At 69.8% G+C, this 12,886-nt stretch carries 12 protein-coding genes; 5 read left to right on the top strand and 7 right to left on the bottom strand.

What is annotated here, in order from left to right; genetic code table 11:
• Positions 1 to 19 precede the first annotated feature (19 nt).
• Positions 20 to 1,492: a MocR-like pyridoxine biosynthesis transcription factor PdxR gene (gene pdxR / locus PL79_RS31375; RefSeq protein ID WP_135801187.1), complete on the bottom strand. Its 1,473-nt coding sequence runs from the start codon at positions 1,490 to 1,492 to the stop codon at positions 20 to 22.
• Between the two features lie 208 nt (positions 1,493 to 1,700).
• On the opposite strand from pdxR, the gene PL79_RS31370 reads away from it, so the two are divergent.
• Positions 1,701 to 2,900, top strand: a complete 1,200-nt coding sequence (locus tag PL79_RS31370; RefSeq protein WP_044843315.1) for a GNAT family N-acetyltransferase — start codon at positions 1,701 to 1,703, stop codon at positions 2,898 to 2,900.
• 21 nt (positions 2,901 to 2,921) lie between these two features.
• Here the strand turns inward: PL79_RS31370 and PL79_RS31365 are convergent, their stop codons facing one another.
• Positions 2,922 to 3,404: a DUF3331 domain-containing protein gene (locus PL79_RS31365; RefSeq protein WP_044843314.1), complete on the bottom strand. Its 483-nt coding sequence runs from the start codon at positions 3,402 to 3,404 to the stop codon at positions 2,922 to 2,924.
• A 202-nt stretch (positions 3,405 to 3,606) separates the two neighbouring features.
• On the opposite strand from PL79_RS31365, the gene PL79_RS36295 reads away from it, so the two are divergent.
• From PL79_RS36295 to PL79_RS31350, 4 genes are all read left to right on the top strand, one after another.
• Positions 3,607 to 3,942 (top strand): hypothetical protein, encoded by a 336-nt coding sequence (locus PL79_RS36295; RefSeq protein ID WP_193759897.1) that lies wholly within the window; start codon positions 3,607 to 3,609, stop codon positions 3,940 to 3,942.
• Positions 3,943 to 3,971: 29 nt separating this feature from the next.
• On the top strand, positions 3,972 to 5,036 hold the full coding sequence (locus PL79_RS31360) for a 2,3-butanediol dehydrogenase (protein ID WP_044843313.1): 1,065 nt from the start codon (positions 3,972 to 3,974) through the stop codon (positions 5,034 to 5,036).
• A gap of 214 nt (positions 5,037 to 5,250) precedes the next feature.
• Positions 5,251 to 5,907, top strand: a complete 657-nt coding sequence (locus PL79_RS31355) for a VC0807 family protein (RefSeq protein WP_044843312.1) — start codon at positions 5,251 to 5,253, stop codon at positions 5,905 to 5,907.
• A gap of 94 nt (positions 5,908 to 6,001) precedes the next feature.
• A complete protein-coding gene (locus PL79_RS31350; protein ID WP_044843311.1) occupies positions 6,002 to 6,868 on the top strand; it encodes a CPBP family intramembrane glutamic endopeptidase in 867 nt (288 codons plus the stop codon).
• A 46-nt stretch (positions 6,869 to 6,914) separates the two neighbouring features.
• Here PL79_RS31350 and PL79_RS31345 read toward each other — a convergent pair whose 3' ends face one another.
• The 5 genes from PL79_RS31345 to PL79_RS31325 form a co-directional block, all read right to left on the bottom strand.
• A complete protein-coding gene (locus PL79_RS31345; RefSeq protein WP_044843310.1) occupies positions 6,915 to 7,895 on the bottom strand; it encodes an aldo/keto reductase in 981 nt (326 codons plus the stop codon).
• A gap of 322 nt (positions 7,896 to 8,217) precedes the next feature.
• Positions 8,218 to 8,892: a MarC family protein gene (locus PL79_RS31340; RefSeq protein WP_044843309.1), complete on the bottom strand. Its 675-nt coding sequence runs from the start codon at positions 8,890 to 8,892 to the stop codon at positions 8,218 to 8,220.
• Between the two features lie 120 nt (positions 8,893 to 9,012).
• The gene (locus PL79_RS31335) at positions 9,013 to 9,813 is read right to left on the bottom strand and encodes an enoyl-CoA hydratase-related protein (RefSeq protein WP_044843308.1); all 801 of its coding nucleotides are present in this window, start codon (positions 9,811 to 9,813) and stop codon (positions 9,013 to 9,015) included.
• A 39-nt stretch (positions 9,814 to 9,852) separates the two neighbouring features.
• A complete protein-coding gene (gene paaK, locus PL79_RS31330) occupies positions 9,853 to 11,175 on the bottom strand; it encodes a phenylacetate--CoA ligase PaaK (protein ID WP_044843307.1) in 1,323 nt (440 codons plus the stop codon).
• Between the two features lie 59 nt (positions 11,176 to 11,234).
• On the bottom strand, positions 11,235 to 12,788 hold the full coding sequence (locus tag PL79_RS31325; RefSeq protein WP_044843306.1) for a 3-hydroxyacyl-CoA dehydrogenase: 1,554 nt from the start codon (positions 12,786 to 12,788) through the stop codon (positions 11,235 to 11,237).
• Positions 12,789 to 12,886: the final 98 nt, after the last annotated feature.

Genomic DNA, 12,886 nt, shown 5'->3' with positions numbered 1-12,886 from the left:
GCGTCACCCGCGCGCCGGGTCACTCGCCCGCGACCCGATGCGCGATCGTCGACAGCGTCCGCAGCATCGGCGCGAACGCATCGGCCGACGTATTGCCGAACCCGAGCACGAGCCCGTTGGCCGGCGACGTCGCGTGAATCGAGAACCCCGACAGCGGGAACGGCCCGATCCCGTGCGTGCGCGCCGCTTCGACGATCACGCGGTCTCGAAAACGGGCCGGCAGCCGCAACGCCAGATGCAGCCCGCACGGCCCGCCCTCGACCTGATGCGGCACGGTGAACGCGTCGTCCAGCGCGGCGAGCAGCGAGCGCCGCCGGTCGCGATACAGCCGTCGCATCCGCCCGAGATGGCGCCCGTACTCCCCCGTCTCGATGAAATCGGCGAGCGCGAGCTGCACGTGGCGCGTCCCGCCGCGCAGCATCTCCGGCAACGCTGGCCGCACTGCGGCGAGCAGCGCGTCGGGCAACACGAGAAAGCCGATCCGCAAGGCCGGAAACATCGTCTTGCTGAACGAGCCGAGATAGACGACCGGCGAATCGGCCGCGAGCCCGTGCAACGCGCCGATCGGCTCGCCGGTATGCCGAAACTCGCTGTCGTAATCGTCCTCGATGATCCATGCGCGATGCCGGCGTGCGGCGTCGATCAGCGCGAGCCGGCGCGAGATCGACAGCACCGCGCCGGTCGGGAACTGGTTCGACGGCGTGGTGTAGACGAGCCGGGGCGTCCGTTCGCGCCAGTCCGTGTCTGCCGCGCGCAGCCCCTCCGCGTCGACCGGCATCGGCACGACGTCGAGATCGGCCGCCTGCATCGCGGTGCGCGCACCGCGATAGCCGGGCTCCTCGACCCAGACCGTGTCGCCGGGGTTCGTCAGCAACTGCGCGCACAGCGCGATCGCGCCCTGCGCGCCTTCGGTGATCACGATCTGCTCCGGATCGCAGCGCACGCCGCGCGTCACGGCCAGGTGGCGCGCGATCGACTCGCGCAGCGCGCGTTCGCCGAGCGGGTCGCCGTACGCGAGCAGGTCGCGGCCGGCGCGGCGCAGCGCGCGGTCGATCGCATGCCGCCACGCATCCACCGGGAAATGCGACAGCGCGGGCACGCCCGGCCGGAAGCCTTCCGACTCGCCGGCGCCGATCAGGCTCGGGCGAATCCGGCCGAGCCGCTGCGCGACGCCGGCCGGTGCGACCCGCCGGCGCGGCGTGGCCGGCCGCGACAGGCCGACCACGCGCGTTCCGCGGCGATCGGATTGCAGGAAGCCTTCGGCGACGAGTTGCTCGTAGACGGCCGCCGTCGTGTTGCGCGACACGCCGAGCGTCTCGGCCAGCGCGCGCGTGCCGGGCAGCCGCGTGCCGGCCGGCATCGCGCCGCCGAGAATCGCGTCGCGCACGCGGCGCAGCAGTTGCCGCTGCAACGAAGGCGCGCCGGCCGTGCGCGCGAGCGGCGCGTCGAGCGGCAACAGCGGTGCGTCGCCGGAAGGAAAGGCAGTCGTCATCGGGATATCGCAGTGTGGAAGCCTCGGGGCATCGCGCGTCGAGCGCGGCGCCGGCATGGCACCGGCGTGGCGCGTTCGTGGCACCTCGGCAGCACCTTCGTGGCACCATAAATTTGCTGTCGGCTGGCGCTTCTCATGGTACCTCGCCGGGACTACGATCGTCTGCATGCCGGCATGTCGCCGGCCGCCAACCGAAGCGAGATCGACCTTGTCCACGCTCACCAACGACTTCCAGCAGCCCATCGGCCACCCCGTTCCCGACTGGTCCGCGCGCCCCCGCCCGGAGCGCATCGTGCTCGAGGGCCGCTACTGCCGCCTCGAACCGCTCGACGCCGACCGCCATGCCGCCGACCTGTACGCCGCGTACGCGCAGGCGCCGGACGGCAGCGACTGGACCTATCTCGCGCACGGGCCGTACGCCGACGAGTCGAGCTACCGCGACTACGCGCGCGGCGCGGCGGCCAGCGCCGATCCGCTGCACTACACGGTGATCGACCGCGCGACGAACCGCGCCGTCGGCACGCTCGCGCTGATGCGCATCGACCCGGCCAACGGCGTGATCGAGGTCGGTTCCGTCACCTTCTCGCCGCTACTGAAGCGCACGCCGATTTCGACCGAAGCGCAGTACCTGCTGATGAAGTACGCGTTCGACACGCTCGGCTACCGGCGCTACGAATGGAAGTGCGACGACCTCAACGAACCGTCGCGCAAGGCGGCAGCGCGGCTCGGCTTCCGTTACGAAGGCACGTTCCGGCAGGCGATCATCTACAAGGGCCGCAACCGCGACACGGCATGGTTCTCGATCGTCGACGGCGAATGGCCGGACGTACGCGCCGCGTTCGAAGCCTGGCTCGCGCCGGAGAACTTCGACGCCAGCGGTACGCAGCGCGAGACGCTCGTCGCGATCCGCCACGCGCGGGCGAGTGCGCGCGATGCGGCCGGCCGCGCGAACGACGCGACGCGCGTCACGGTCCGGCCGCTCGTGGCAGCCGACGAAGCCGCGTGGCGCCCGCTGTGGCAGGGCTACCAGACTTTCTACGAGACCGCGCTGAGCGACGCCGTGTTCGCGACGACATGGGCGCGCCTGATGGATCCCGCCGAACCGATGTTCGCGCTCGGCGCCTTCGACGCGTCGGGTACGCTGGTCGGCATCGTGCACGCGATCTATCACCGCTCGTGCTGGACCGAAGGGCCGTACTGCTATCTGCAGGACCTGTTCACGGCGGCGGACGCCCGCGGGCAAGGCGCGGGCGGCGCACTGATCGAAGCCGTGTACGAGCGGGCCCGCGAAGCCGGCGCAAGCCGCGTGTACTGGCTCACGCACGAAACCAACACGACCGCCCGCGCGCTGTACGACAAGCTCGCGAACAACGCGGGGTTCATCCAGTACCGGAAGGATCTCAAGTAACGCGAGAGTGCAACCGGTCGCTCAGCCCGGGGCATCGACCGGATCCGTCGCCTCGCCGCGGGCTGGTGCCGCGCGACACGCGGCGCCAGCCGCAGGCGGCACCGACGCGGGGTGGATCATCTCGTCGCCGTTGACCGGCACCGGCCGCCGCACCGGCCGGTACACCGGTTCGCCCGGCTCGATCGCCTGCCCGGAGATCGCGCAGCGGCCCGCCTGCAACGCGACGCGCAAGCGCCAGCGTTGCTCGCCGTAATGGCAGCGCCCGCTTTCGCTCCAGCGCACCAGCAAGCCGTCGTCGCCCGCTTCCAGAACCGACACGAACAGTTGCGGCCGCAACGGTGAAACGCCCGGTGCGACAGGCTCCGGAGTCGGCGCGCGATCGGCACGCTCCGATGGCCGGGCCATCCTGACGTCTGCCGGTAACGGCATCGCGTCCCGCTCGTCGGCTACCAGCATGTGGTACGACACGTACTCGCAGATGGGGCATTCGATAACGTTTGGCATGCTTGACGACATTCCGTGAAGATTGAGACGAGCCGCGCTCGGCCGTTCGCACGGCAGCAACGACCGATTCGGTCATGCCCCCGCTTCCGGTGCAACCACCATGCACGCATGGCGATCGGACATTGCCGCAGATGATACAAATTGAAGTTAACTTCAAGTAAAGGGGAAACATGCGCAACGATGCGTTTCGCTGATCGCCACAATGGACCGCAACGACCGCGGCTACGGCTATGGCGACCCCGACCGAACCGCGCGTCTCGCGTTTCGTCTCAAACGGCTGAGACGAATGTCCCGGCGTCTCACCTACCGCGCCCCGTCGCAATCGCAGCAAATTTCGCATGTGATTCGCTCGGTTCCGGCTGATGTCAACGCAAGGCGGCCTGCTGCATCGCACACCGCCCGCCCGACGCCTTCGCCACCCGAGCGCCGATTCAAGCTGGCCCCGTTCCTGCATGTCGGTCGCTCGCGCAATCGCGCGACGGACGAACCGGTCCTTGGCCGCGCGTCCGACGACAACCTGACGGAGACAGCAACGTGAGTACACCGGCATCGAACCCCGCTCCCAGCATGAAGGCCGCCGTCTGGCATGGCCGCCACGACATCCGCGTCGAAGAGGTTCCCGTTCCGGCGCATCCGCCGGCCGGCTGGGTCCAGATCCGCGTGCACTGGTGCGGGATCTGCGGCTCCGACCTGCACGAGTACGTCGCCGGGCCCGTGTTCATTCCCGTCGACGCACCGCACCCGCTGACGGGCCTGAAGGGCCAGTGCATCCTCGGCCACGAGTTCAGCGGCGAGATCGCGGCGCTCGGCGCGGGCGTGACGGGCTTCGCGGTCGGCGAGCGCGTGACGGCCGACGCCTGCCAGCATTGCGGCACCTGCTGGTATTGCCGGCACGGGCTGTACAACATCTGCGAGAACCTCGCGTTCACCGGGCTGATGAACAACGGCGCGTTCGCCGAATTCGTGAACGTGCCGGCCGAGCTGCTGTACAAGCTGCCCGACAACTTCCCGACGGAGGCCGGCGCGCTGATCGAGCCGCTCGCGGTCGGGCTGCATGCGGTGAAGAAGGCCGGCAACATCGTCGGCCAGACCGTCGTCGTGGTCGGCGCCGGCACGATCGGCCTGTGCACGATCATGTGCGCGAAGGCCGCGGGCGCCGGACGCGTGATCGCGCTGGAAATGTCGGCCGCGCGCAAGCAGAAGGCGCTGGAGGTCGGCGCGACGGTCGTGATCGATCCGAAGGCGTCCGACGCGGTCGCGGAAGTCAAGGCGCTGACGGGCGGCTACGGCGCCGACGTGTCGTTCGAGTGCATCGGGCACACGGCCACCGCGCAGCTCGCGATCGACGTGATCCGCAAGGCCGGCAAGTCGGTGATGGTCGGCATCTTCGAGGAACCGACTTCGTTCAACTTCTTCGACATCGTGTCGACCGAGAAGGAAGTGATCGGCTCGCTCGCGTACAACGGCGAATTCGCGGACGTGATCCGCTTCATCGCGGACGGCCGCATCGACGTGCAGCCGCTGATCACCGGCCGGATCACGCTCGGCGACATCGTCACGCACGGCTTCGAGGAGCTGGTCAACCACAAGGACCGGAACGTGAAGATCATCGTCCAGCCCGCGGCCGCCTGACGAACCGTTGACAGGACGATGACGGCCGCGCGGCGGCCGGAAGCGGCGCCGAATGGTCCCGGGGCAGCCCTGGCGCGCCCCGCCGCCCGGTCGCCGCGTGTTTCCGCCCGTTTTCGGTGCGTGCACAACCGCGCCGGGTGCGGCGCGCGGGGTCGGACTTCGATATACTCGAAGCGACATCACCGCCCCGCGCGCCACCCGCGCGCCCGCTTCCGTGAAACCACGAGCCGGCCTGATCCTCGAACTCGTCGTCAACCTGCTGCTGCCCTGGGTCGCATACCGGGTCGCGCACCCGTACTTCGGCGAAACCGGCGCGCTGTACGCGTCGGCGATTCCGCCCATCGTCTGGTCCGTCGTCGAATTCATCCGCTCGCGCCGCATCGATGCGGTGGCCGCCGTCGTGCTGCTCGGCATCGCGCTGTCGATCGCCGGCATGGCGCTCGGCGGCAGCGCGCGCACGCTGCTGATGCGCGAATCGCTCGCGTCCGGCACGATCGGCGTCGTGTTCCTGCTGTCGTTGTTCCGCGATCGTCCGCTGATCTTCTATCTCGCGCGCGCGACGGTGGCCCGCGAGATGGCCGGCGGCGCCGCGCGTTTCGAGACGGTCTGGGCCGAGCAGCCGGGGCTGCGCCTGATGCTGCGCCTGATGACCTTCGTGTGGGGCGCCTGCATGACGCTGGAGATGCTGCTGCGCCTGTGGATGGTCGTCACCTGGCCCGTCGAGCGCGTGCTCGTCGTGTCGCCGATCATGGGCTACACGGTGTTCGGCACGCTGCTGCTGTGGACCTTCTGGTACCGGCGGCGGATGCGCGAGCGCAATAGCGTCGACATCCCGACCCGCGACGGCGTCACCGAGATCGCCGGCCGCTGAGCGCCCGCCCCGTCCGCCCCGCGCGGCCGGCCCGGCGGCCGTCACGGCCGCTGGGGTATGATGCGCGGCTCTCGTTCGCCCCCTGCATCGCCCCATGTCTCTCTCGCTTCTCCCGTGTGCCACGATCTGGCTCGCACTGTTCGCGGCCGCCGCGTTCGCGTGGCAGCGCCCGCTGCATGGCCTGAGCATCGCCGTTGCCGCGCTCGGCTATGCCGGCGCGCTGGCGTTCGGCAAGCTCGAACCGATCGTGCTCGCGCCGCTCGCGCTGCTCGCGGCCGCCGCCTGGGGCGTCGCGCCGGGCCGCCCGCTCGCGATGCGGATCGTCGCGCACGTCGTGTTTGCCGCGCTCGCGATCGCGCTGAGCCTGCACCTGCTTCCCGGCTTCCACAATCCGCGCGTGATCGAGCCGACGCGTTTCACGCCGGATGCCGTGCCGTTCACGATGTACCTGAATTTCGACAAGCCGCTCGTCGGCCTGTGGCTGCTGTGGGCGCTGCCGTGGGTGGCGCCGGACGTCGCCCCGGCACGCGCGCTGCGCACCGGCGCCGTGGCGGCCGTCGCGACGGCGGCGGCCTGCCTGGCCGGCGCGCTCGCGTTCGGCATGGTCGGCTGGGCGCCGAAATGGCCGGCGTCGGGCTGGATGTGGCTCGTCAACAATGTGCTGCTCGTCACGCTCGCCGAGGAAGCGCTGTTCCGCGGCTACGTGCAAGGCGGGCTCACGCGCGTGCTCGGCCGGTTCGGCTGGGGGCCGTGGGCCGCGCTCGCGATCGGCGCGGGGCTGTTCGGCGCCGCGCACGCGGCCGGCGGCTGGCCCTGGATCGTGCTCGGCACGGTGGCCGGCATCGGCTACGGCCTCGCATGGCGGCGCGGCGGACTGCTCGCATCCGCGCTCGCGCATGCGGGGCTGAACGTGATCCACTTCGCGCTGTTCACCTACCCGATGCTCGCCGCCGCGCGCTGAACGCCGTGCGCGGCGGCGGCATCCCGCCGCTTTCGCGCGGTCGAACTCAGTTGAAGCCGGCTACCGCGTGCGGCACGTAAGGGCCTTCGAGCGTCGCGATTTCATCGTCCGTCAGCTTCAGTTGCAGCGCGCCGAGCGCATCGTCCAGATGATGCGGCTTCGAGATGCCGACAATCGGCGCGGTGACGCCGCGCTTGTGCGCGACCCATGCGAGCGCGACCTGCGCACGCGGCACGTTGCGTGCGGCGGCGATCGCCGCGACGGCCTCGACGACCGCGCGATCGGCACCGGCCGTCGCGTCGTACATCCGCTGACCGACCTCGTCGCTCTGCTGCCGGCCGGACGACTCGTCCCAGTTGCGCGTCAGCCGGCCGCGCGCGAGCGGGCTCCACGGAATCACCGCGATGCCTTCGGCCTCGCACAGCGGCAGCATTTCCCGTTCTTCCTCGCGATACAGCAGGTTCAGGTGGTTCTGCATGCTGACGAAGCGGGTCCAGCCGTTCTGCTTCGACGTATACAGCGCCTTCGCGAACTGCCACGCGAACATCGACGACGCACCGATGTAGCGCGCCTTGCCGGCCTTCACGACGTCGTGCAGCGCCTCGAGCGTCTCCTCGATCGGCGTGCCGTAGTCCCAGCGATGGATCTGGTACAGGTCGACGTAGTCGGTGCCGAGCCGCTTCAGGCTCTGGTCGATGTCCGTCATGATCGCCTTGCGCGACAATCCCGCGCCGTTCGGCCCCGGGCGCATCCGGTAGAACACCTTGGTCGCGATCACGACGTCGTCGCGCTTCGCGAAGTCGCGCAGCGCACGGCCGACGATCTCCTCGGACGTGCCGTCCGAATACATGTTCGCGGTATCGAAGAAATTGATGCCGGCCTCGATCGCGCGCTGGATGATCGGGCGGCTTTCCGCTTCCGGCAGCGTCCACGGGTGGGTGCCGCGCGACGGCTCGCCGAACGTCATGCAGCCCAGCACCAGCTTCGACACGTCCATCCCGGTCGACCCGAATTTCACGTACTCCATCGCTCGCCTCGTCATTGAAGTGGGGTTGCGGCCGGATGCGCGGCCCGGTTCGGTGCACCGGGTACGAACGCCGTGCGCTGCATCGGCCAGACGTCGCATGGTATCGCGCAGCGCGCAAACGCGTAGTCGACGCGACGGCCTGCTGCGGCCGGGTCGCCCAGGAACGCCGACGCGCCGGAACCGCAGCCCAATCCCACTCGAGCAAGGCTTCGACGGCGCACACCAACGCGCCACGCAGCATCCATGATCAGAATGCGCGGCGTGGCGCCGCGCCGGTTGCCGCGTCGACGAACGAACGGATTACTCGCGAACGACGAACGGCTTACTTGATCTGGTCGGCGAGCGGCTGCAGGAATTCGGAGAAGCCGGTCAGCATGATCTGCACGCCGATGCACAGCAGCAGGAATGCCGACACGCGCTTCGCGACCTTGGTGCCTTCGGTGCCGAGATAGCGGGAGAGCAGCGCGGCACGGCTGTAGGTCAGCCAGATCACGACCGCGACGAGCGCCGACACCGAGATCGACACGATGCTCGACAGCATGAATTCCGACAGCTTGTGCGTGCGGTTCGCGTTCAGCGCGATCGCGGTGGCGATCGAGCCGGGGCCGACGGTCAGCGGCACGGTCAGCGGGAAGAACGCGCGGGTCATGATCGCGTTCGCATCGATCGGCTTGATCGGCGTATCGCCGCCGCCCGCCGGCCCGTCCGGCTCGTTCAGCATCTGCCAGCCCGCGACGGCGACCGCGAAGCCGCCGCCGATCCGCAGCGCTTCCATCGAGATCCCGAAGAAATGCAGCACCGGCGTGCCGGCGAAGAACGCGACCAGCAACACGATGAACGCGTTGAACGCCACCTTCTTCGCGAGCAGGTTGCGCTCGTGCTCGGTCAGCGCCTCGGTGCGTTCGAGAAACAGGAACGCGATGCCGATCGGATTGATGATGCCGATCAGGCCGGTAAAGCCGAACAGGATCTCGGAGATAAGGCGATTGACGATCATCGGGTGCGAAGAAGCGGTCGGGGCTGGGCCGGCGGCGCGCCGGGGGTCACGCATTGTAGAGCAAGCGCCCGCGCCCGAGACGCAAATCGCGCCCCGGGCCCGGCGGGCCGCGCCGCAGCCTTATTCGGCGCCCGGCTCCCAGGCCGGCGGCCGCTTCGCGAAGAACGCGGCGAAGCCCTCCTTCGCTTCCGGCGTCGCCCGCACGCGGGAGATCGTCTGCGCGGTGAACGCCGCGCGTTCGTCCGACGGCGGGTACTCGCCGATCGCGTCGAAAAAGCGCTTGATCTCCATCAGCGCGTTCGGGCCGTTGCGGCTCAGCTCGGCGAGCGTCTTGTCGAGTGCGGCGTCGAGCGCGTCGAGCGGCACGGCCTGGTGGATCAGCCCGATCGCGACGGCTTCGGCGGCCGCGAGTTGCGTCGCGGTCAGCGCGAGCCGGCGCGCCTGGCGCTGACCGACCGCCTCGACCAGATACGGGCCGATCACCGACGGCAGGATCCCGAAACGGGCCTCGCTGACCGAAAAGCGCGCGTGATCGCTCGCGATCACGATGTCGCAGGCCGCGCACAGGCCGACGCCGCCGCCGAACGCGTGGCCCTGCACGCGCGCGACCGTCGGCTTCGGGCACTGCCGGATCGCCCGCATCATCGCGGCGAACCGCTCGGCGTCGCGCAGGTTCGTGGCCGCGTCGTTCGCGCTCGCGCGCTGCATCCACTGCAGGTCGGCGCCCGCGCAGAACGCGCGACCGTCCGAGCGCAGCACGATCGCGCGCACGTCGTCGCGCCGGCCGAGCGTCGTGAACGCGTCGGTCAGCTCGGCGATCATCGTCTCGTCGAACGCGTTGAGCACGTCGCCGCGCTGCAGCGCGACAGTCGCGATGCCGCGCGCATCGACGCCAACGGCCAGGGTCTTCAATCCATCCATCGAACAGGTTTCCTCGGGGTAGAAACAGGGAACGGCGACTCAGGCGGCCTGCCGGCGGTCGATCACGCGCCGGGCCTTGCCGGTCGCGCTCGCGGGAATGCCGCCCGCGGCGAGCACCGTCACCCCGGCCGACACGCCGATCATCGTCTTGATCCGGTGCTGCAGCTCGCGCGCGATCGCCGCGCGCTCGGCGTCGGTCACGCACGCGACGGCCTCGGAGCGCAGCTCGACCGCGAGATCCAGCCGGTCCATGTGGCCGTCGCGCGAAAGCGTGATCTGGAACTGCCCCGACAGCTTCGTCTGCGCGACGACGATTTCCTCGATCTGGCTCGGGAACACGTTCACGCCGCGCACGATCAGCATGTCGTCGGAGCGGCCCGTGATCTTCGCGAGCCGGCGCATCGTGCGCGCGGTCGGCGGCAGCAGCGCGGTGAGGTCGCGCGTGCGGTAGCGGATCACAGGCATCGCCTCCTTCGTCAGCGACGTGAACACGAGCTCGCCCTCGCTGCCGTCCGGCAGCACTTCGCCGGTCACGGGGTCGATGATCTCCGGATAGAAATGGTCTTCCCAGATCACCGGGCCGTCCTTCGTCTCGACGCATTCGCACGCGACGCCCGGGCCCATCACTTCCGACAGCCCGTAGATGTCGAGCGCGTCGATGCCCACGCGCGTCTCCACTTCCTCGCGCAGCGCCTGCGTCCACGGCTCCGCGCCGAAGATGCCGATCTTCAGCGACGACTCGGCCGGGTCCATCCCTTGCCGCACCATCTCGTCGATCAGGTTCAGCATGTATGACGGCGTGACGAGGATGATCTTCGGCTCGAAATCGCGGATCAGCTGCACCTGCTTTTCAGTCTGCCCGCCCGACATCGGCACGACCATGCAGCCGAGCCGCTCCGCGCCGTAGTGAATCCCGAGGCCGCCCGTGAAGAGCCCGTAGCCGAATGCGTTGTGCAGCGTGTCGCCCGGGCGGCCGCCGGCCGCGCGGATCGAACGCGCGGTCACGTTCGCCCACGTGTCGATGTCGCGCGCGGTGTAGCCGACCACGGTCGGCTTGCCGGTCGTGCCGCTCGACGCATGCACGCGCACGACCTGCTCGCGCGGCACCGCGAAGAGGCCGAACGGATAGTTGTCGCGCAAATCGTTCTTGGTCGAGAACGGGAATTTCGCGAGATCGGCGAGCGTCTTCAGGTCGTCCGGATGCACGCCCGCCGCGTCGAACGTGCGGCGATAGTGCGGGACGTTGTCGTACGCGTGGCGCAGCGACCGCTTGAGGCGCTCGAGCTGCAGCGCCTGCAGTTCGTCGCGGCTGGCCGTCTCGATCGGCTCGAGGGCGGCGGCGGGGTGCGTCGGGTGAGTCATCGGGGTGCTCCTCCAGTGGAGTGATGTCGTTATCGTGATCGGGGTGACGGGGCCGGCGGCTAGCGGAACGTGCGGCCGGCCGCGTGCAGCGCGGCGATGCGCGGCGACACGCGATAGCGGTCCTCGCCGTAGCTCGCCGCCAGGTTCGACAGCACGCGAAACACGCGGCCGATGCCGATCGCATCGGCCCACGCGAGCGGGCCGCACGGGTAGTTCACGCCCTTCTCCATCGCGAGATCGAGATCGGCGGGCGAGCACACGCCCTGGTTCACCGTGTCGGCCGCCTCGTTCGCGAGCATCGCGACGGTGCGCATCGCGATCATGCCCGGCACGTCGGCGATGCCGACGACGCGAAAACCCGCTTGCTGGAACAGCCCGACCGCATCCGCATAGGCCGCGTCGCTGCACTGCAGCGCGCGCGCCAGCGCGACGAGCCCGGTCTGCGCGTAATCGCGCGCGAGATCGACGAGCACGAGGTCGGCCACGCCGGTTTGCGCGGCGCGCACGGTCGCGGTGCGGCCGTCGGTCAGCGCAATCGACGCGCGGCCGGCCACGGCGAGCAGTTCGTCGGCATGCGCGCCGTTCTGCCGCGCGAGCGCGATGCGTTCGACAACGCGGGCATGCAGCGCGGCGGCCGGGCCGTCCTGCGCGAACAGCACGACGTCGGCCGGCGCATCGCACGGCGGTTCGAACGCGGGCGCGGGCGGCGTCGCGCCGTCCGCATACGAATAGAAGCCGCGCCCCGACTTGCGCCCGAGGAAGCCCGCGTTCACGAGTTCCTGCTGGATCAGCGACGGCGTATAGCGCGGATCGTTGAAGTACGCGCGGAACACCGACTCGGTCACCGCGAAGTTCACGTCGTGGCCGATCAGGTCCATCAGCTCGAACGGCCCCATCCGGAAGCCGCCGGCGTCACGCATCACCGCATCGATCGAGGCCGGCGTGCCGCCCTGCTCGTTCAGCACGCGCAGCGCCTCCGCGTAATACGGCCGCGCGACGCGATTCACGATGAAGCCGGGCGTCGACTTCGCCAGCACCGGCCGCTTGCCCCACGCGGCGGCCGTGTCGTAGAGGGCCTGTGCGACGTCCGGTGCGGTCGCGAGCCCGCTGACCACCTCGACGAGCGCCATCAGCGGCGCCGGATTGAAGAAATGCAGGCCGGCCACGCGCTGCGGCGCGCGCAGCCCGGCCGCGATCGACGTGATCGAGATCGACGACGTGTTGGTCGCCAGCACGCAGCTGTCGTCGACATGGCGTTCGAGCGTCGCGAAGATCTCGCGCTTCACGTCGAGCCGCTCGGCCGCCGCCTCGACGATCAGCGCGGCGCCCGTGAAGTCGGCCAGCGCGCGCACCGCGCGAATCCGGCTGCCGGCCGCGTCGGCCTGGGCCGGTTCCATCCGGCCCTTTTCCGCGAGCCGCGCGAACTGCGCGCGGATGCCGGCCAGCGCCTTGTCGCATGCGGCTTCGTTCAGGTCGTACAGCAGCACCGCATGACCGGCCGCCGCGGCCACCTGCGCGATGCCCGCGCCCATCGCGCCCGCGCCGATCACGCCGACGACCGCCGACGGCGCCAGCGCGCCCGAATTCACCGAATGTGCAGAAGAAACAGCCATCGCTTGCGATCCGTCATGAAGTGGAAGTGCGAGCGATTATAAACCGACCGGTCGGTAGATTTATGTCAGGGCGAGCCCGAATTTGTCGTGCAAGAGAC

The sequence above is a fragment of the Burkholderia sp. USMB20 genome, assembly GCF_000949135.2.
GTDB lineage: Bacteria > Pseudomonadota > Gammaproteobacteria > Burkholderiales > Burkholderiaceae > Burkholderia.
Note: the sequence above shows the minus strand (reverse complement) of the source record. Positions and strands in the feature narration are given on the sequence as shown.

What these genes read in the sequence shown, in the direction of transcription:
- pdxR (WP_135801187.1), bottom strand. Translation starts at nt 1,492, where the DNA reads ATGACGACTGCCTTTCCTTCCGGCGACGCACCGCTGTTGCCGCTCGAC.
- PL79_RS31365 (WP_044843314.1), bottom strand. Translation starts at nt 3,404, where the DNA reads ATGCCAAACGTTATCGAATGCCCCATCTGCGAGTACGTGTCGTACCAC.
- PL79_RS36295 (WP_193759897.1), top strand. Translation starts at nt 3,607, where the DNA reads ATGGACCGCAACGACCGCGGCTACGGCTATGGCGACCCCGACCGAACC.
- PL79_RS31360 (WP_044843313.1), top strand. Translation starts at nt 3,972, where the DNA reads ATGAAGGCCGCCGTCTGGCATGGCCGCCACGACATCCGCGTCGAAGAG.
- PL79_RS31350 (WP_044843311.1), top strand. Translation starts at nt 6,002, where the DNA reads ATGTCTCTCTCGCTTCTCCCGTGTGCCACGATCTGGCTCGCACTGTTC.
- PL79_RS31345 (WP_044843310.1), bottom strand. Translation starts at nt 7,895, where the DNA reads ATGGAGTACGTGAAATTCGGGTCGACCGGGATGGACGTGTCGAAGCTG.
- PL79_RS31340 (WP_044843309.1), bottom strand. Translation starts at nt 8,892, where the DNA reads ATGATCGTCAATCGCCTTATCTCCGAGATCCTGTTCGGCTTTACCGGC.
- PL79_RS31335 (WP_044843308.1), bottom strand. Translation starts at nt 9,813, where the DNA reads ATGGATGGATTGAAGACCCTGGCCGTTGGCGTCGATGCGCGCGGCATC.
- paaK (WP_044843307.1), bottom strand. Translation starts at nt 11,175, where the DNA reads ATGACTCACCCGACGCACCCCGCCGCCGCCCTCGAGCCGATCGAGACG.
- PL79_RS31325 (WP_044843306.1), bottom strand. Translation starts at nt 12,788, where the DNA reads ATGGCTGTTTCTTCTGCACATTCGGTGAATTCGGGCGCGCTGGCGCCG.